This is a genomic window from Dyella acidiphila, assembly GCF_014863405.1.
In the GTDB taxonomy this organism is placed as follows: Bacteria; Pseudomonadota; Gammaproteobacteria; order Xanthomonadales; family Rhodanobacteraceae; genus Dyella_B; species Dyella_B acidiphila.
The window spans coordinates 306,855-324,588 of the sequence record NZ_JACZZA010000003.1; the positions used below are offsets into that span (position 1 = coordinate 306,855).

At 65.9% G+C, this 17,734-nt stretch carries 17 protein-coding genes; 12 read left to right on the forward strand and 5 right to left on the reverse strand.

Annotation, left to right across the window (positions count from 1 at the left end):
- Positions 1-7: 7 nt before the first annotated feature.
- The 3 genes from cysT to IGX34_RS08175 are packed head-to-tail and all read left to right on the forward strand — an operon-like array spanning position 8 to position 2,843.
- On the forward strand, positions 8-832 hold the full coding sequence (cysT, locus tag IGX34_RS08165) for a sulfate ABC transporter permease subunit CysT (protein WP_192555212.1): 825 nt from the start codon (positions 8-10) through the stop codon (positions 830-832).
- Positions 832-1,692 (forward strand): sulfate ABC transporter permease subunit CysW, encoded by an 861-nt coding sequence (gene cysW, locus IGX34_RS08170; protein WP_192555213.1) that lies wholly within the window; start codon positions 832-834, stop codon positions 1,690-1,692. Before cysT ends, cysW begins: the two co-directional genes overlap by 1 nt.
- An 8-nt stretch (positions 1,693-1,700) precedes the next feature.
- Complete coding sequence (locus tag IGX34_RS08175) at positions 1,701-2,843, forward strand: sulfate/molybdate ABC transporter ATP-binding protein (protein ID WP_192555214.1); 1,143 nt, start codon at positions 1,701-1,703, stop codon at positions 2,841-2,843.
- On the opposite strand, the gene IGX34_RS08180 is transcribed toward IGX34_RS08175, so the two are convergent.
- Positions 2,844-3,203, reverse strand: a complete 360-nt coding sequence (locus tag IGX34_RS08180) for a peptidoglycan-binding domain-containing protein (RefSeq protein ID WP_192555215.1) — start codon at positions 3,201-3,203, stop codon at positions 2,844-2,846.
- Positions 3,204-3,350: 147 nt separating this feature from the next.
- On the opposite strand from IGX34_RS08180, the gene glnE reads away from it, so the two are divergent.
- Entirely contained in the window at positions 3,351-6,203 is a 2,853-nt protein-coding gene (gene glnE / locus IGX34_RS08185; RefSeq protein WP_192555216.1) for a bifunctional [glutamate--ammonia ligase]-adenylyl-L-tyrosine phosphorylase/[glutamate--ammonia-ligase] adenylyltransferase, read from the forward strand.
- A gap of 425 nt (positions 6,204-6,628) precedes the next feature.
- Here glnE and IGX34_RS08190 read toward each other — a convergent pair whose 3' ends face one another.
- The gene (locus IGX34_RS08190) at positions 6,629-7,600 is read right to left on the reverse strand and encodes a mitochondrial fission ELM1 family protein (protein ID WP_192555217.1); all 972 of its coding nucleotides are present in this window, start codon (positions 7,598-7,600) and stop codon (positions 6,629-6,631) included.
- A 160-nt stretch (positions 7,601-7,760) separates the two neighbouring features.
- Between IGX34_RS08190 and IGX34_RS08195 the strand changes: the two genes are divergently transcribed.
- From IGX34_RS08195 to IGX34_RS08225, 7 genes are all read left to right on the forward strand, one after another.
- The gene (locus IGX34_RS08195; protein WP_192555218.1) at positions 7,761-8,354 is read left to right on the forward strand and encodes a malonic semialdehyde reductase; all 594 of its coding nucleotides are present in this window, start codon (positions 7,761-7,763) and stop codon (positions 8,352-8,354) included.
- 59 nt (positions 8,355-8,413) lie between these two features.
- On the forward strand, positions 8,414-9,139 hold the full coding sequence (locus IGX34_RS08200; RefSeq protein ID WP_192555219.1) for an MgtC/SapB family protein: 726 nt from the start codon (positions 8,414-8,416) through the stop codon (positions 9,137-9,139).
- A gap of 16 nt (positions 9,140-9,155) precedes the next feature.
- Positions 9,156-9,743, forward strand: coding sequence for a YceI family protein (locus IGX34_RS08205; RefSeq protein WP_192555220.1), 588 nt, complete (start codon positions 9,156-9,158; stop codon positions 9,741-9,743).
- 117 nt (positions 9,744-9,860) lie between these two features.
- The gene (locus IGX34_RS08210; RefSeq protein ID WP_192555221.1) at positions 9,861-10,067 is read left to right on the forward strand and encodes a zinc-finger domain-containing protein; all 207 of its coding nucleotides are present in this window, start codon (positions 9,861-9,863) and stop codon (positions 10,065-10,067) included.
- A gap of 86 nt (positions 10,068-10,153) precedes the next feature.
- Positions 10,154-11,278, forward strand: coding sequence for a glycosyltransferase (locus IGX34_RS08215; protein WP_225737307.1), 1,125 nt, complete (start codon positions 10,154-10,156; stop codon positions 11,276-11,278).
- Between the two features lie 59 nt (positions 11,279-11,337).
- Positions 11,338-12,606 (forward strand): O-antigen ligase family protein, encoded by a 1,269-nt coding sequence (locus tag IGX34_RS08220; RefSeq protein WP_192555223.1) that lies wholly within the window; start codon positions 11,338-11,340, stop codon positions 12,604-12,606.
- Positions 12,596-13,354, forward strand: a complete 759-nt coding sequence (locus tag IGX34_RS08225; RefSeq protein ID WP_192555224.1) for a glycosyltransferase family 2 protein — start codon at positions 12,596-12,598, stop codon at positions 13,352-13,354. Before IGX34_RS08220 ends, IGX34_RS08225 begins: the two co-directional genes overlap by 11 nt.
- A gap of 75 nt (positions 13,355-13,429) precedes the next feature.
- Here the strand turns inward: IGX34_RS08225 and IGX34_RS08230 are convergent, their stop codons facing one another.
- The 3 genes from IGX34_RS08230 to lpxL all read right to left on the reverse strand — a co-directional run bounded on the left by IGX34_RS08230 (position 13,430) and on the right by lpxL (position 16,352).
- Complete coding sequence (locus tag IGX34_RS08230) at positions 13,430-14,506, reverse strand: glycosyltransferase family 4 protein (protein ID WP_192555225.1); 1,077 nt, start codon at positions 14,504-14,506, stop codon at positions 13,430-13,432.
- Positions 14,503-15,249 carry a polysaccharide deacetylase family protein gene (locus IGX34_RS08235; RefSeq protein ID WP_225737308.1) on the reverse strand — a complete coding sequence of 249 codons (747 nt, stop codon included), beginning with the start codon at positions 15,247-15,249 and terminating at the stop codon, positions 14,503-14,505. Before IGX34_RS08235 ends, IGX34_RS08230 begins: the two co-directional genes overlap by 4 nt.
- 167 nt (positions 15,250-15,416) lie before the next feature.
- The gene (lpxL, locus tag IGX34_RS08240) at positions 15,417-16,352 is read right to left on the reverse strand and encodes an LpxL/LpxP family Kdo(2)-lipid IV(A) lauroyl/palmitoleoyl acyltransferase (RefSeq protein WP_192555226.1); all 936 of its coding nucleotides are present in this window, start codon (positions 16,350-16,352) and stop codon (positions 15,417-15,419) included.
- A 96-nt stretch (positions 16,353-16,448) separates the two neighbouring features.
- Here lpxL and waaA point away from each other — a divergent pair, with 96 nt between their 5' ends.
- The gene (gene waaA, locus IGX34_RS08245) at positions 16,449-17,714 is read left to right on the forward strand and encodes a lipid IV(A) 3-deoxy-D-manno-octulosonic acid transferase (protein ID WP_192555227.1); all 1,266 of its coding nucleotides are present in this window, start codon (positions 16,449-16,451) and stop codon (positions 17,712-17,714) included.
- The last annotated feature ends 20 nt before the right edge of the window (positions 17,715-17,734 follow it).

Below are 17,734 nucleotides of genomic sequence, written 5' to 3' on the forward strand. Positions count from 1 at the left end.
GCCGCCGATGACGCGCCACGTGCTGCCAGGATTCCGCTTGAGCGTGGGCTACACCCTGGCCGCGCTGGGCAGTTGCGTGCTGCTGCCGCTGGCGGCACTGGTATGGACGGCTTGCGAGCTGGGGCCGTCAGGATGGTGGGCGCAGGTGGGCACACGGCGGGTAATGGCGTCGCTGCGGCTGAGTTTCGGAGCCGCCTTGCTGGCGGCGGTGATCGACATGGTGCTGGGACTGCTGGTGGCCTGGGTGCTGGTGCGCTATCGCTTCGCCCTGCGGCGCCTGTGCGATGCCCTGGTCGATCTGCCCTTTGCGTTGCCCACAGCGGTAGCCGGCATTGCCTTGACCGCGCTGTATGCGCCAAACGGATGGCTGGGCAGCCGGCTGGTGCCGTTCGGCATCGAGGTGGCTTATACCCAATTAGGTGTGTTGCTGGCGATGGTCTTCGTGGGCCTGCCATTCGTGGTGCGTACCTTGCAGCCGGTGCTGGAAAGTCTTGAGCACGATCTGGAAGAGGCGGCCTATATCCTGGGTGCATCGCCGGCGCAGCGTTTCTTCCGGGTGCTGCTGCCGCTGCTGTGGCCGACCTTGCTGACCGGCTACGCGCTCGCGCTGGCGCGCGCGATCGGCGAATACGGCTCGGTGGTGTTCATTTCGGGCAATCGCCTGTTCCGCACCGAAATCACGCCTTACCTGATCGTGCAGAAGATCGATTCGCAATACGACTATCGCGGCGCTGCTGCGCTCGGCGCCGTCATGCTGGCAGCGTCCTTGCTGCTGCTGGTGGCGATCTCCGCCTGGCAGCGCCGGGCCCGGCGCTGGGCGAGGTTGCGCTGATGGCTGCCATTGCCGCGGTGGTATCGATCGGTGGTCGTCCGGCGTGGACGACGCGTATCGCACGCGCTGCGCTGGTGCTGGCAGCGGTCGCCGTACTGGCGTGGCTTCTGGTGCTGCCGCTGCTGGCGATTTTTGCCGAAACCTTGCGTCAGGGCGTAGCGTTCTATGTCGCGGCGATTCGCCAGCCGGATACGCTCGCCGCGGTGCGGCTGACGCTGACGGTGGCGGCGATCGCGGTGCCATTGAACCTGGTCTTCGGCCTGGCGGCGGCGTGGTGCATGACGCATTTCCAGTTCCGCGGCAAAGCCTTGCTTGGCGCCTTGATCGACCTGCCGTTTTCGGTCTCGCCAGTAGTGGCGGGCATGATGCTGATTCTGGTCTACGGCAAATACGGCTGGCTCGGCGCATGGCTGGAAGCACATGGCTGGCAGGTGATCTTCGCGTTGCCGGGGCTGGTGCTGGCGACGGTATTTGTCACCTTGCCGTTTGTGGCGCGCGAACTGATCCCGCTGATGCAGGCGCAAGGCTCGGAGCAGGAAGAGGCCGCGCTGACGCTCGGCGCGCACGGCTGGCAGATCTTCTTCCGCGTCACCCTGCCGCGTGTGCGCTGGGCGCTGTTGTATGGCGTGTTGTTATGCAATGCGCGCGCGATGGGCGAATTCGGCGCGGTATACGTGGTATCCGGCCATCTGCGCGGCATCACCAACACGCTGCCGCTGCAGGTGGATCAACTCTACGAAGAAAATTTTTCCGCCGCCTTTGCAGTGGCGTCACTGCTGGCGCTGTTGACGGTCGTCACGCTGGGCATCAAGCGCCTGCTGGAGTGGCGGCATGGCGGCGACATGCGCGCGGGGTATTGAGGAACGGCATGGCTATCGAGATTTCCCATCTGCGCCGCCAGTACGGCCAGTTCGCGGCTCTGGACGATGTCAGCGTCAGCATCGCCGACGGCGAATTCGTCGCGCTGCTCGGTCCTTCCGGTTCCGGCAAGACCAGCCTGCTGCGCGTGCTGGCCGGCCTGGATCAGCCGGACGCCGGCAGTGTGCAGCGCGACGGCCAGGACCTGCTGGCGCTGGATGCACGCCGTCGCGGCGTCGGCCTGGTGTTTCAGCACTACGCGCTGTTTCCGCATATGACGGTGGCGCAGAACGTCGCCTTCGGCCTGCGTGTGCAGCCATGGCGGCTGCGGCCGAAGGCGGCGGCGATCAAGGCGCGGGTGGAAGAATTGCTGCGCCGGGTGGAGCTGGAATCGCTGGCAGCACGCTATCCGGCGCAGTTGTCCGGCGGCCAGCGGCAGCGTGTGGCCTTGGCCCGTGCGTTGGCGATCGAACCGCGGTTGTTGCTGCTGGACGAGCCGTTCGGCGCGCTGGATGCGCAGGTACGCGTGAATCTGCGCCGCTGGTTGCGCGACTTCCATCGCTCGCTGGGCATCACCTCGCTATTCGTCACACACGATCAGGACGAGGCGCTGGAAATGGCCGACCGCGTAGTGCTGATGAACCGCGGACGCATCGAGCAGATCGGTACGCCGGAGCAGATCTACCAGCATCCGGCCACGCCCTTCGCCTCACGTTTTATCGCTCGCGGCCAGGCGCTGCCAGGCGAACGGCAAGGTGCCGCGCTGCACGTGCTCGGCCAGGCCTGGCGGCTCGAAGGCTTCGGCGGCGATGTGCACAGCATTGTCGTACACGTGCGGCCCGAACATATCGTTCCGGCCGCACGGCAGGGTGAGGGTTTGCCGGCACGCGTGTTGAGTGTGCGCCAAGTCGCCGGCATGACCCGCGCGGCTTTGCAATTGCAAGGCGTGGACGAGCCGCTGGAAGCGGCCTGGAGTGCACGCGATGGCGCGCGCCACGGCGTGACCGCGGACGAAACGCTCAGCGTGCAGTTCCAGGCCCTGCACATGTTCGGTCTGGATCGCGACGGGCAGGTGCGTGCGCAGGCCGAAGTGACGCAGCAGCCGTCCGCCGGCCCGGTCACCATCGGGCCATGGCGGCGGCTGGAGGCCTGATTACCGTCGTCGGAGCGGATAGCCGGGCTTGTACAGACTCGCCTCGTAGGCCGCAGCACGCGAATGCCGCCGTTGCTCGAACGAACGATGCGCGCACTTGGCGTGCTTCAGCGCTGTCCAGGTCAGCTGATCGACGATGCCGCTGGCCTTCAGGCCGTAGTCGTATTGAAACGCCTCCACGGCATGGCGCGTGTATTCGCCGAATACGCCATCGATGCGCAGCGGTCCGTCGATATCGTGATAGCCGAGTACGGCCAGGTGTTGTTGCAGCTGCCGGATCAGCTCGCCTTGTTCGCCTGGCTTGAGCGGGGCATGCGGCAGGTGCGGATCCTGTGCGGAGGTTATGGAGCGTCCTTGCATGGGCGGTTGGCCTCGATAATGTGCTGCCCACTACCTTCGCCGCTCTGCCGGAGCGGGTCTGTCGGATCGGGCTGAGCCGCGGCGCAGGCATCCGCCGGCCTGGCATGCCGGGGCGATGGCCAGAAAGGATGTGGGCATAATGCGCAGATGCCTGTCACCGCTTCCCCCGCCGAATCGTCCGCGCTGCGCGCATTGATCGACGACCGCTACGCTCAGCTGGTCGCCCGCTGCCGTGCCGCCGGCGTGCCCCTGCACGACGATGCCGGCGTAGCCGAGCGCATTCGTCGCACGCTGCTGGCCAGCGATTTCGCGTTCGAGACCTGGCGCAGCCAGCCGCAACTGCTATCGCCGCAAGGCCTGGAACGGCTGCGTTCCGGCAGCGACGCGGCGGCGCGTATCGATGCACTGAAGCTCGATACGGACGAAGCGGCATGCATGACGGCCTTGCGCCGCTTCCGCCACGCCGAAGCGCTGCGGCTGGTATTTCGCGACGTCAACGGCCTGGATGAACTGCCGGAAATCCTGTCGGCCACCAGTGTGTTGTATGAGGCCCTGCTGGGCAGTGCATTGGCCTGGTCGGAGCGCATGCTGGCCTCGCGCTACGGTCATCCACGCGGCGAAGACGGCAGCCTGCAGCGGCTGATCGTAATCGGCTTCGGCAAGCTCGGCGGTGCGGAGCTGAATTTCTCCTCCGACATCGATCTGGTGCTGGCCTATCCGCAAGGCGGTGAAAGCGACGGTAGCCGTGCACTGGATAACAGCGAATACTTCGTGCGGCTGGTGCGGCAACTGGTGCGGCTGCTCCACGAACCGACCACCGACGGCATCTGCGCACGCGTGGATTTGCGCCTGCGTCCGTTCGGCAACGCCGGCCGCCTCGCGCTGCCGTTCACCGCGATGGAGCAGTACTACCAGCGCGAAGGGCGCGACTGGGAGCGCTACGCCTGGATCAAGGCGCGCACGGTGGCGGGCGATCGCGGCGCGGGCAAGCAACTGCAGGAGATGCTGCGGCCGTTTGTGTATCGCAAATATCTCGATTACACCGCCTTTGCCGGTTTGCGCGAGATGAAGGCGCTGATCGACGCGGAAGTGGCGCGCAAGGACCTGGCCGACAATCTCAAGCTGGGTCCCGGCGGCATTCGCGAAATCGAATTTATCGTCCAACTGGTTCAGTTGATCCGCGGCGGCCGCGAGCCCAGCCTGCGCGTGCGCGGCCTACTGCCGGCATTGACCGCCTGCGAAGCGCGCGGGCATATTCCGGCGGCCCGCGCGCGGGCGCTGCGCGAGGCCTATGTATTCCTGCGCAAGCTGGAAAACCGTGTGCAGATGCTGCGCGATGCGCAGACGCACGACCTGCCCGACGACGCGCTGACGCGCGAACGCTTAGCACTTGGCCTGGACTATCCGGCGTGGGAGCCGCTGGCCGAAGAATTGGCCCGCCACCGCGATATCGTCGCCACCGAATTCGCTGCGGTGCTGATGCCCGAAGGCGGCGCCAAGGCCAGCGTGCCGGCCGCCGATGCGGTGCTATGGAAACAGGCCTGCGATGAATCGCTGACGGCAGCGCTGATGGAGGCATCCGGTTTCACCCCGGGCGCCGATGCCGCCGATGCGCTGTTGAAATTGCCGCAGGCCGCGCAATTGCGCGCGATGTCGGCGCGTGCCCGCGAGCAGCTCGACCATCTGATGCCGCAGTTGCTGGTCGTGGCGCGCCAGACCGCTGCGCCGGTGGCGTGCCTGCTGCGCTTGTGCCGGCTGATCCAGACCGTGGCGCGGCGTCCGTCGTACCTGGCCTTGCTGGAAGAGCAGCCGGCGGCACGCAAACGCCTGGCGCAATTGTTCGCCGACAGCGCTTTTCTGGCCGAGCGCGTCATCGCGCAGCCGCTGCTGCTGGACGACGTGCTCGATCCGCGCATCGACCAGCTGCCGCTCAAGCGCGCGGATATCAGCGCCGAAATCGCCCATGTGCTGACCACCCTGGACGAGCGCGAGGCGGAAGCCGAGCTGGAGCGCATCAACGAATTCAAATCGAGCATTGCCTTTCGCCTCGGGCTGGCCTTCAACGATGGCCGTGCCGATGCGGTGGCCACGGCACGACGGCTGGCGGCGCTCGCCGAGGCGGTGGTGAATGCGGTGGCCGCGCTGGCCGAACGCGAAGTGATTGCTCAGCATGGCCGCCTGCCGGGACAGGGCTCGGGATTTTCCGTGCTGGGTTACGGCAGCCTCGGCGGCGAAGAACTGGGCTTTGCGTCCGATCTGGATCTGGTGTTCGTGTTCGATGGCCAGCGCGCGCAGGAAACCAGTGACGGCGCGCGGCCGCTGGATGGCTCGCGCTGGTACCAGCGCCTGACTCAGCGCGTGATGAACTGGCTGACGGTGCTGACGCGGGCGGGGCGTTTGTACGAAGTGGATACGCGCTTGCGGCCGGATGGTTCCAAGGGTTTGTTGGTCGGCAGCCTGGAAGCGTTCGTCACCTACCAGGAAAGCCGTGCCTGGACCTGGGAGCATCAGGCCCTGCTGCGTGCACGGCCGGTAGCCGGCGATGCGGCATTGAATGCGGAGCTGGCGGAAGTACGGCGCCGCACGCTCGCGGTGACACGCGAGCCGGCGGCGGTGTTGGCCGAGGTCAGCAATATGCGCCAGCGCTGGCGTGCCGAACGCGATCGCTCCGATGCTGCGCAGATCGATCTGAAACAAGGCCACGGTGGCTTGCTGGATATCGAGTTCGCCTTGCAGGGGCTGGTGCTGGCGCATGCTGCCAGGGCGCCCGGGTTGCTGGCGATCACCGCCAATGCGGGTTTGATCGAAGCCTGCCGCGATGCGGGGCTGCTGGATATGGCGCAGGCCAATTGCCTCAGCGTGGCGCACGCCGAACTTCTGCGGCGTGCGTTGCTGTGCACCTTGGATCTGCGCTCGCGCATCGCGCCGCGTGATGCGGAGCTGGAGGCCTTGTGCAGCGATGTGAATGCGGTGACGCGGGCGCTGGGTTTTGCTTTTTAGCAAGGGTGTTTCGGTTAGTCGCGGAACTCAACAAGTGTCTGTGCCCTGGTTGCGCATGTCGCTGGTTTGGGGATTGCCTGCAGCGCTTTCGGCCCCCTGCGGGGCCTGTCCTCCCACCCTTCACCGCTCCCCAGGGGCCCGGTCAGAGCGTGAGGTTCTTCGCACGTTGTGTAGTGCGCCACATTCAATCTCGCGTCATCAGCTCCCTCCCCTACGTCAGTAGGGGAGGGTTGGGGTGGGGTTGCACGCGCTTGCCCCAACACCCATCGCACCGCGATGCACCCGCGTAGGTTGGGTTACCCCGGACTTGATCCGGGGTAACCCAACAGATGTTTGTGCCTTCGGCCCTATCTACCCGTACACGTCGCGTTGATGGATGCCATTGCGGCCCCAAAAGTGGCCTTGTCCCTTCATCCAATAAATGCTCAAACAGCCCGGATACGTTTACGCAACGCATCTGCGATGCCTGCGGTTTCACGCAACGGCGTCTGATGCGCAGGCGAATCACTGTCCATGCCATGCAGCAATCCCGCTTCGCGCAGGCTTTGATGAAACCGTGCGAGCTTGTCCGGCAGCGGGTCAAGCACCAGCGTCTGCACGGCGCAGCCCACGGCGCAGGCTTCGCTGAGCATGTTGACCGAATCGGGTGTCACCACTAGCCGGTCGGCCCAGCCGAGTACGCCGGGATAAGGATTGCTGCCATCGTCGGGGCCGGCCCAGAACATGCCGGGCACATCGCGCAGGGCGTTGTGCACGGTGTCGATGACCGCGGCGGGTGTGCGGCGCGAGACTAGGGCCAGCAGGCTGCCGCCTTCGCTGCGCTGGCGTTGCAGCAGCTGCGCGACCAGTTGCTGTGCATAGTCGACGTCGATGCGAATGCCCTGGCGCGGTCCACCGATCAACACGCCCACGCGCGGGCCCGGCAACTTGCCCAGTGCCGGAAAGGCATCGCGGCCATCCTGCAGCCAGGCCTCGTCGATGGGATTGAGCGAACCGAGCGGGTTCAGCACATTGGCGCCGGTGAGCCGGTCGTGGCGCGGTGCGATGACCGTGTCCCAATACGCAGGATCCAGGCGCGGATCGAGGATCTGCACCGTGTGGCAGTGATGCCCGCTGAGCTTGCGCAGCATGCGGGTGAACAATGCGGCGCTGCGGCCGCAGCCGATCGCCACACTGGGCCATGGCGCTGCGAAGCCATGGCGCTGCGCACGCGGCAAGGCCAGGCGGCCGCCGGGCAGCATGCGCGGCGACAGCCATGACCATGGCGCGCGCGGCGACAGCACCAGATGGCGCACCGGCATGCCCAGCCGCTCGGCCAGTGCCAGGGCCTGGCGCTGGTTGCCAGCGGCATGGTCAGTAATTGCCCAGCACTCGCCCGGCAGGGTGGCATTGCTCATGGATTGGCCGCCGTGGCCGGGAGGGCCGTGGGATCCGGGGCGATTGTGGTCGGATTCTGCACAGTTCGTTCCGTCCCGTTGACCTCTGGCCGATACCGCTTGCGCTTACACTCTGCGGCTGTTGCGCCGGCGCCGGCGCGTTGTCATGCAGAGGATACCGATGAGCGAGAAGCTTGCCGAGGCAGCACTGGACCAGTTGTTCCGCCAGGCCCGTACCTTCAACGCGTTCCTGCCCAAGGCGGTGAGCGATGAGCAGCTGCATGCCTTGTACGAACTTGCGAAGTTCGGCCCGACCAGCGCCAACTCCTCGCCGATGCGGCTGGTATTCGTGCGGTCCGCCGAGGGCAAGGAAAAGCTCAAGCCGTTCCTGTCCGAGGGCAATCGCGCCAAGACGCTGGCGGCACCGGTCACCGCGATCGTGGCCAACGATCACGCGTTCTACGAAAAGCTGCCGCAGCTGTTCCCGCATGCCGATGCGCGCAGCTGGTTCGTCGGCAACCAGGAACTGATCGACCGCACCGCGTTCCGCAACGCCACCCTGCAGGGTGCGTACGTGATCATGGCGGCGCGTTCGCTGGGCCTGGATTGCGGCCCGATGTCGGGCTTCGACAACGACGGCGTGGATCGGGCTTTCTTTGCCGGCACTTCGATCAAGTCGAACTTCCTGATCAACATCGGCTATGGCGACACCAGCCGCGACTTCTTCCCGCGCAGCCCGAGGCTGTCGTTCGAAGAAGCCGTCCGCGTGGAATAAGGCCGGAGCGGCGGAATCATGTCGGTTCCGCCATCCGCCACCTGGGCTATCCTCCAGCGATGATCGACGCATTCGAGGTGTTTCTGCGCATCGCCCTGGCCGCCGCGCTGGGCGCGGTGATCGGGCTCAACCGCAGCCGCAAGGAATGGGCCGCGGGCATGCGCACCCACATGCTGGTATGCGTGGGGGCCGCGCTGGCGATCATCGTCTCCGCCTTCGGTTTCCACGATGTGCTGGGCAAGAACGTGGTGCTGGATCCTTCGCGTATCGCGGCACAGGTGGTCAGCGGGATCGGTTTTCTCGGCGCGGGAACGATCATGTTCCTGCAGCGCGAGCAGATCATCCGCGGGCTTACCACGGCTGCCGGCCTGTGGGCGACTGCGTCGGTTGGCCTGGCCGCCGGCAGCGGCATGGTGGCCGCGGCGGTGATTGCCACGGCGGTGATCTGGCTGATCCTGGCCATGCTCAAGCCGCTGGAGCGCAAGCTCTCGGCCTGGGGACGGCCAGCTTCCGGTCCGCCGCGCCTGCGCTTGCGGCTGTCCGACACCGCGGCGCTGGGCTCGGTGGAGGCGATCGTGTCGCGCGGGCATCTGCCGCTGCGGAAGATCGTGCTGCGCCGGCAGGAAGATGGCGACGACCTGGTGGATCTCATTTTTGGTCCGGCCTTGCGCAACGATCAGCTGGTCAATCTGGCCGATGCCTTGCGTGAGCTGGAAGGTTTGCAGTCCGTGTCATTCGAATCGGCGTCGCGTACGCCTCCCTCACCACCACCCCCTACCGATTGAAGCAGGAGATTCTTCAATGCGTACTTTCCGTTATGTGATGCTGGCCGGTCTGCTCGGCGCAGCGATGTCGGCCCAGGCCGCCCCGGTCACCTACCAGCTCGACCCGGGCCACACCATGGTGCTGTTCAGCTGGAGCCACTTCGGCTTCTCCAACCCGGTGGCCGACATCGGCATCGCCAACGGCACCGTGGTGTTCGACCAGGCCGATCCGGCCAAGTCGACGGTGGAAGTGAGCATGCCGCTCAGCAACCTCGACACCCACGTGCCGGCGCTGGACAAGCACCTGAAGGAAGCCGATTTCTTCGATGCCGACAAGTACCCGACCATCACCTTCAAGAGCACCAGCGTGCAGTCGCTGGGCGGCAAGCATTACAAGGTGACCGGCGACCTGACCGTGCACGGCGTGACCAAGCCGGTGGTGCTCAATGCCACGCTGAACAATGTCGGCCCGCACCCGATGACCGGCGCGCAGTCGATCGGCTTCAACGCCAGCGGCACGCTGAAGCGTTCGGACTTCGGCCTGGGCGCGTATGTGCCCAAGGTCAGCGACGAGATCAAGCTGACCATCACCACCGAAGGCTCGGTGCCGAAGGCCGGCCAGTAAGCGCTGCTTGCCGATCGAAACAAGGCGCGAGGGTGTGTTCCGGCACACCCTCACGCTGCGGGCCGCATCCCTTGCTAAACTAGCCGGCCCATCCGTTTTATCCCGGAGCAACATCCCATGTCGGGTTCCTCTGCCACGGCCAAGCCCATCCTGGCGAATGCCGAAAATCGTTATGAAGTGACGCGTTCGGACCTGCCCCTGTCGTGTCCTATGCCCGGCATGGCCCTGTGGAACTCGCATCCGAAGGTCTATCTGCCCATCGTCGAGGACGGCGGCGAGTCCGTATGTCCTTACTGCGGCGCACATTACGTCCTGCGCGACTGAACCGCGGCAGACATCCCGGCGCACGAGGCGCCGGGCGGCACGATTAGTGCTTGTTTTACCGGATGAAAGTCGCGAATGAGGGAATCATGTCCGTTGCCGCCACACCGGCCAGGGCGCTGACTGTTGTGCAGCTGATCCCTGCGCTGCGCGCAGGCGGCGCGGAGCGTTCGGTGCTGGAAGCGGGCCAGGCCTTGGTGCAGGCCGGCCATCGCTCGGTGGTGATTTCCGCCGGCGGCCGCATGACCGCGCAGCTGGAAGCCGAAGGCAGCGAGCACATCACCCTCGACATCGGTCGCAAGTCGTTGTCCACCCTGGGCAAGCTGTGGCGCCTGCGCCGCGTGCTGCGCGAGCTGAAGCCGGATATCGTGCACGTGCGCTCGCGGCTGCCGGCCTGGCTGGGCTGGTGGGCGCTGAAAGGCATGTCGCCCCGCCCGCATTTCGTCACCACCGTGCATGGGCTCAATTCGCCGGGCCGCTATAGCGCGATCATGCTGCGCGGCGAGCGTGTGGTGGTGGTCTCGCAGACGGTGCGCGATTACCTGCTCAGCCACTATCTGAAGCTCGATCCGGCGCGCATCCGCATCATTCCGCGCGGCATCGATCCGGAAGCGTTTCCGTACGGCCACCGGCCGGATGAGAGCTGGCAGAAAGCCTTTTTCAATGAGTTCCCCGCCCTGGCCGGCGCACCGCTACTGACCTTGCCGGGGCGCGGCACGCGCCTGAAAGGCCATCACGACGCGATCGAGCTGGTGGCCGAACTCAAGCAGCGCGGTATCGAAACGCGCCTGCTGCTGCTGGGCGTGATCGAGCCCGGCCGCGAAGCCTATGTGAGCGAGCTGCGCGACCTGATCAAGGCGCGCGGCATTGCCGGCCAAGTGGTGCTGACCCCGCCGCGGGACGATGTGCGCGACATCTACGCCATGTCGGCGCTGGTGCTGCAACTGTCGAACAAGCCCGAAGCCTTCGGCCGCACCGTGGTGGAAGCGTTGTCGTTGTGCCGCCCGGTGCTGGGCTATGCGCACGGTGGCGTGGGCGAATTGCTGGCCGAACTCTATCCGGCCGGGCGCGTACCGCCTGGCGATCGCGAACGGCTGGTGGAACGTGCTGCCGAGCTGCTGCGCGTGGCGCCACCGATTCCGCCGCTGCAGCGCTATCGCCTGATCGATATGCAGCGCGCCGCCTTGGCGCTGTATGAGGAAGTAGCGGCCTAACCGGTCTCGGGCGCCTCGCCGAGTCGCCTACAATGTGCGGACCGTTATCCGGATCCGGCATGCATCCTCCCTCCGCCGCATTGAAAAACTGGCTGCGCTCGCCGCTGCTGCCGCTATGGCTGCTGGCGGTGTTGCTGCCGTTCGGGCGCAGTGCGGAGCTGGGTACGTTGCTGTGCACCGCTGGCGTGGTGCTGGCGTGGCTGCGCGACCGCGATGCCTTGCGCCGCGATCCCGGTATTCGCCTGCTGCTGCTGTTGCTGGGCTGCTATATCGGCGCGGCATTGCTTTCCGCCTTCAGCGCGATCATGCCGGGCAAGAGCTGGTCCACGGTGCTGGCGCTGCTGCGCTACATCCCCCTGGGTGCTTATGCCTGCTACGCCATGCGCGGCGAAACACGCCTGCGCGGTTTCTATATGGCAATGGCGGTGCTGATCGCGTGCTGGGTGCTGGATGCCTGGATGCAGATGTTGACCGGCTGGAGCCTGCGCGGCCACGCCGAAGCGGAACGTATTTCCGGCCTGTTCGGCGCCGACGATCCCAAGCTGGGGCCGACGCTGGCGGTGCTGTCGCCGTTCGCACTGTGGGCGGCGCGTGCGCGCTGGCAGCGGCGCGGCCTGATCGTGGCGCTGCTGTTGCTGCTGGGGCCGATCATGCTCAGTGGTTCGCGTGCCGCCTGGCTTTGCTTCGGTTTGGTGGTACTGGCGTGGCTGTGGCGCGAAGCAGGTTCGGCACTGCGTTTTCTCGCGGCCTGTGCCCTGGCGGCGGTGGTCGTGCTGGCGGCCGGCGGCATCGCCTGGAAAACCTCTACCCGCTTCGATGCACGCATGCAGCACACGCTCGCCGCGCTGGGCGGCAGCGAGCAGGATCTCAACGAGGCCAGCACCGGGCGGCTGGATATCTGGCGCAACAGCGTGGCGATGATCGCGGCGCATCCGGTCACCGGCGTCGGCGTGCGCGATTTCCGTTATGCCTATCCGCAGTTCGCGCCGGCCAACGATCACTTCATGCTGGCCGAGAATTGCGGCGATGGCGTAGGCGCCTGCCATCCGCATCAGCTGCTGCTGGAGATCCTGACCGAGACGGGGGCGGTGGGTTTGCTGCTATGGCTGATCGGTGTCGGTATCGCCGTGCAGGCCTGGCGGCGCGCAGGTCCGCGCGGCCGTAACGACGCCTTTCCGGTCACACTGGCGCTGGGCGTGATGCTGTTTCCGCTCAATACCCATCTGGCCTTCTATTCGGCCTGGTGGGGTCTGCTGTTCGCCTGGCTGCTGGGCCTGTGGTGCGCGGCGCTCTATGCTGCGGGCAAGGAGCCGCGCCATGGCACGTGAACCGCTTTCCGTCGTTGTCATCACCTACAACAACGCCGACACGCTCGATGCCTGTCTGCGCGAAGTGGACTGGGTGGACGAAATCATCGTGCTCGACTCCGGCTCCACCGACAGCACCGTGGCCATTGCGCGCATGCATGGTGCGCAGGTGGACGTGCATCCGTTCGACGATTACGGCCCGCAAAAGCAGCGTGCCTATGACATGGCGCGCAACGACTGGATCCTGAATCTCGACGCGGATGAAATCCTGTCGCCGGGCACGCGGGCGATCATCGAACGTGCGCTGGAAGATCCCCAGCATGCGGGCTTCCGGCTGCCGCGGCGCGAGCGCATGTTCTGGACGGTGCAGCACCGCTGGAGTCATCGCAACGGCCACCTGCGCTTGTTCAATCGCCAGCGCGGCGGCATGAACGATGTAGAGGTGCACGCGGCGGTGGAAGTGCGCGGGCCGGTGAAGACGCTATGGGGCGCCGATTTCGTCAACGACGGCGATGGCGATATCGCTGCCCGCGTGGAAAAAATCAATCGCTACAGCAGCGGGATGGTGGCGCACAAGCTGCGGCGTGGGCAGCGCTTTACCGGGCTGCGCATGGTGGTGTATCCGCCGCTGTTCTTTCTGCGGCAGTTCCTGCTGAAGCGGTATTTCCTCAACGGCTGGGCGGGCTTTATCGCCAGCATGCTGGGCGCGTTCTATGTGTTCCTGAAATACGCCAAGTTGCACGAAGCGCGCCGACGTAGGTTGGGTTAGCGCAGCGTAACCCAACGTATCTTCATCGAAGCGATCGGGCATTGTTGGGTTACGCTGCGCTAACCCAACCTACGGTCAGCGATCGCCGAGGATTCGCACGAATTCGTCGGCCACCACTCGCGTACTGAAATGCCGGTCGACAAAATCGCGTGCCGCCACCCCCATCGGTTCGCGCACGGCCGGATCGCACATGCGCACGATCGCATTGCGCCAGGCGGCTGCGTTGTCCGGCGGCAATAGCAGGCCGGTGACGTTGGACGACAGCGTTTCGGGCACGCCGCCGATATTGCTGCCCAGCACGGGTGCGCCGGCAGCCTGCGCTTCCACCGATACACGCCCGAAGGTTTCGGTAGCGATGGATGGAAAGGCCAGCATCGAGATCGCGCTGTAGTACGGGTGCACGTCGTCGATCCAGCCGAGCATGTGATGGCGGTGCGCGAAGGAACCGCCCTCGATGCGTTCGCCGAGCTGCTGCGCATCCGGCCCATGGCCCAGCCACATGCCGTGCAGGCGCGGTTCCTGCGCCATCGCGCCATCCAGCGCTTCGAGCAGGGTGAAGATGCCCTTGCTGTGATGGATGCGGCCGAAATAGCCGAGCACGATCGCGTCTTGCGGCATGCCGAGCTTGTGCAGAATGTCCGCACGGCGCTGCGCATCCGGGCGGCACCACTGCATGTTCACCGGGTTGTACAGCACGCGCACCAGCTGCGGCGGCACGCCGCGATCCAGATAGGCCTGGCGCGCATGGCTGGAAACGGCGAAAAAGCGCTGCGCCAGGCGCGGCACCAGATAGCCGGAAACGCGCCCCATCGGCGGCGTGCGGTGGCGGAACAATGCAACCGGCACGCGTAGCAGGCGGCTGAGCAGGATCAGCGGCCAGTACTCCTTGCCGAAGTTGCCCACCAGCCAGTCCGGCTTGAGTTCGCGTGCCGCCTTGAGCGTGGCGAAGTAGCCGCGCAGGTCGAATACATTGCGGAACCTGGCCGGATACAGGCGCACGCCTGAGCTGGCCAGGTGATTGGCGATCAGGCCATTGGGATAGACCACCGCGCTGACCTGATGGCCGGCTTCGACCATCGCCTGCGCGAGTGCGATGAAGTGCGTCGCCGCCCCGGTATTTTCCGGGTTGGTTCCCACGAACAGGAATTTCATGCGCGGCGATTCTCATAATTGGTAAAGGCGCGCAGGGCGAACTGCGGCAGCGCATGGTGTCGTGCGATTTGCACACGCGGCAGCCGCCACAGGTCCATGCCGGCGGCGGCGCGTCCACGATGAGTGGTGGTGGCGGCGTCGTAGCCGGCCGCGTAGGTCGCTTTGGCGACCCGGTCATTCATGTCGCCGTAGGGGTAGCAGAATTGGGTGACGGGTGCGCCCAGGTGATCTTCCAGATCTGCCTTGCTGCCGGCGATCTCGTCGCGCAGTTGCGCGTCGTTGCATTGGGTCAGGCGCGGATGGCTGCGGGTGTGCGCGCCGATCTCCATGCCGCCGGCATGCCAGGCGCGCAGTTGCGTCGAGGTCATCAGCGGCTTCTGGATGCCGAGCTTGTCTGCATCCCAGTCGTTATGGCGGCCGATGCTGCCGCTGACCACGTAGCAGGTGGCGGTGAAGCCATAGCGCTGCAGTACCGGCAGCGCCGCCTCGAGATTGTCGACGTAGCCGTCGTCCAGCGTGACCACCGCAATGCGGCCGTGCTTTTCGCCGCGCAGATAGGGCATCGCATCGGCCATCGACAGGCCGGTATAGCCCAGCCGCTTGAGCAGCCACATCTGCCGCGCGAACGCGCTCGGGCTCACGTACAGGCTGCGCCAGCGGCGCAGGCCGCGCGGGGCCTGGGCAATGTTGTGGTACATGAAAATCGGGCAGGCCTGGGCCTGCCATCCCGCGCTCGCGCTCATGCGCACTCCCAGTCAGCCGGACGCAGGATCTTACGGCAAACGGAGCTGCCGGGCAGGACTGCGCAGGTGGGGGCGGAACGGTGGTTGGGCATGGAGACAGCTGCGGGGGGAAAAAGCCAGCCTGCTTATCTACCCGGCAACGCTGTCGCCGGCCTGTCGGCCGCCGTTCAATAGATCTGCGGATAGCCTTCCGGGCGCGTCTTGAAGCGCTTGTGCACCCACAGGTATTGCTCGGGCGCCTCGCGCACCATCTGCTCGATGCTGCGGTTGACGCGGTCGGTGTCGGCCTGGGCATCCTCGCTGGGCACGCCTTCCAGCGGTGCCCCCAGGCGCAGCACATAACCCTGCCCGTGCGGCAGGCGGCGATGGAAGAACGGGATCACCACCGATTGGGACATGCGCGCCAGATGGTGGGTAGCGGTAATGGTGGCCGCCGGCACGCCGAAGAACGGCACGAATACGTTGTCTTTGCTGCGCATGTCCTGGTCGGGTGCGTACCAGAGCGTGCCGCCGCTGCGCAGGTACTTCACGGTGCCGCGGATGTCGTCTTTTTCGAACATGGTCTTGGCGTAGCCCAGGCGTGCGCGCAGTACCGCCCATTCGAATACCGGGTTGTCCATGCGCCGGTACATGCCGGCGATCAGGATGCGCTGCGAGACCAGCCGCGCGCACAGTTCCAGATGTGAAAAATGGCCACCGACCAGCAGCACGCCGCGGCCTTGCGCATGCGCAGCCTGCAAGTGCTCCAGTCCCTCGAATCGCACCGGGATCTTGGCAATGGCGCGGTCCGAGCCCATCCAGCCCAGGGCGAATTCGATCAGCATCAGGCCGATGTCGCGCAGATGCGCATCCACCAGCGCGGCCTGCGCCTTGGCATCGAGCTCGGGAAAGCACAGCGCGATATTGGTGGCGGCCACTTTGCGCCGCGGCGACGGATAGCGTTCGATCACCGCGCCCAGCGCGCGGCCCACACCCATCAGCGCCTTGAACGGCAGCATGGCGAGCAGTTTCATCACGCCTACGCCGAACCAGGCCGGCCAGAGGCGTGGAGCGAGCAGGGAGCGGGTAAAGACAGGTCGGGGTGTTCCGGGCATCCGTCGCATTGTAGCGGCTGAACGTCGGGGGCGAAGCGCGGGCCGCGGCGGCGTGGGCCGTGCATCGCGTCCCCTATACTTTCGTGTCACGACCGGGAATGTCCGTTGCGCTACCTCTATACGCTCCTCATGTACCTGGCCACGCCGATCATCGTGATGCGGCTGCTCACGCGTGGCATGCGCTACGGCAATTACCACCAGCGCTGGCCGGAGCGCTTCGGCATTTTCAAGGCGCCGGAGCTGCGCGGCAGCATCTGGGTGCACGCGGTGTCGGTGGGCGAGGTGAATGCGGCCGAGCCGCTGATCAAGGCATTGCGGGTGGATTATCCGAATGCGCCGCTGGTGGTGACCACGGTTACGCCGACCGGCTCGGCCCGCGTGCAGCAGCTGTTCGGCGACAGCGTGTTCCATGTGTATCTGCCGTACGACCTGCCGTTTTCGGTGCACCGTTTTCTGTCCCAGGTGCGGCCGCGCCTGGCCTTGATCGTGGAAACCGAAATCTGGCCGAATCTTTATTTCGGCTGCTATCGGCGCGGCATTCCACTGATGATCGTCAATGCGCGCCTGTCCGGCCGTTCGCTGCGCGGGTATGCGCCGATGCGCGCCCTGCTGCGCTCGGCTCTGCGCTGCGTGCGGCAGATTGCGGCGCAATCGCGCACCGACGCGGCACGCTATCGCCTGCTGGGCGCGGATCCGACCCAGGTCACGGTCAGCGGCAATCTCAAGTTCGACATGCCGGTGCCGGTGGGTGCCCTGGAAGGCGGCGCGCTGTTTCGCCAGCAATGGGGACATCTGCGGCCGGTATGGATCGCCGCCAGCACCCACGAAGGCGAAGAGCTGGCCGTGCTGGAGGCGCATCTGGAAGTGCTCAAGCGCGTGCCCGACGCGCTGCTGTTGATCGCACCGCGGCATCCGGAGCGTTTCCGCGCGGTTGAGCATTCGGTGCGCAGCCTGGGCTTCGCCACTGCCACGCGCAGCGTCGACCGTGTGCCGGGCGCTTCACACCAGGTCTTCCTGATCGACAGCATGGGCGAGCTGATGCCGTTCTTTGCCGCCTCGGACCTGGCCTTCGTCGGCGGCAGCCTGGTGCCGATCGGCGGCCACAACGTGCTGGAGCCAGCCTCGCTGGCGCGGCCGGTGCTGGTCGGGCCGCACACGTTCAACTTCGAGGAAATCACCCTCAGCCTGATCCGCGGCGGCGGCGCCAAGCGGGTGCTGCAAAGCGAATTGCTGGGTGCGCAGGTGCTGGATCTGTTGCATGACGAAGCGCGTCGCAAGCAGATGGGCTGTCAGGCACGCGTGGTATTCGACAGCGAGCGCGGTGCGGTAGGGCGAGTCATGAAGCTGATCGACCGCATGCTGCAGGAATAAAAAAAGGCCGGGTTTCCCCG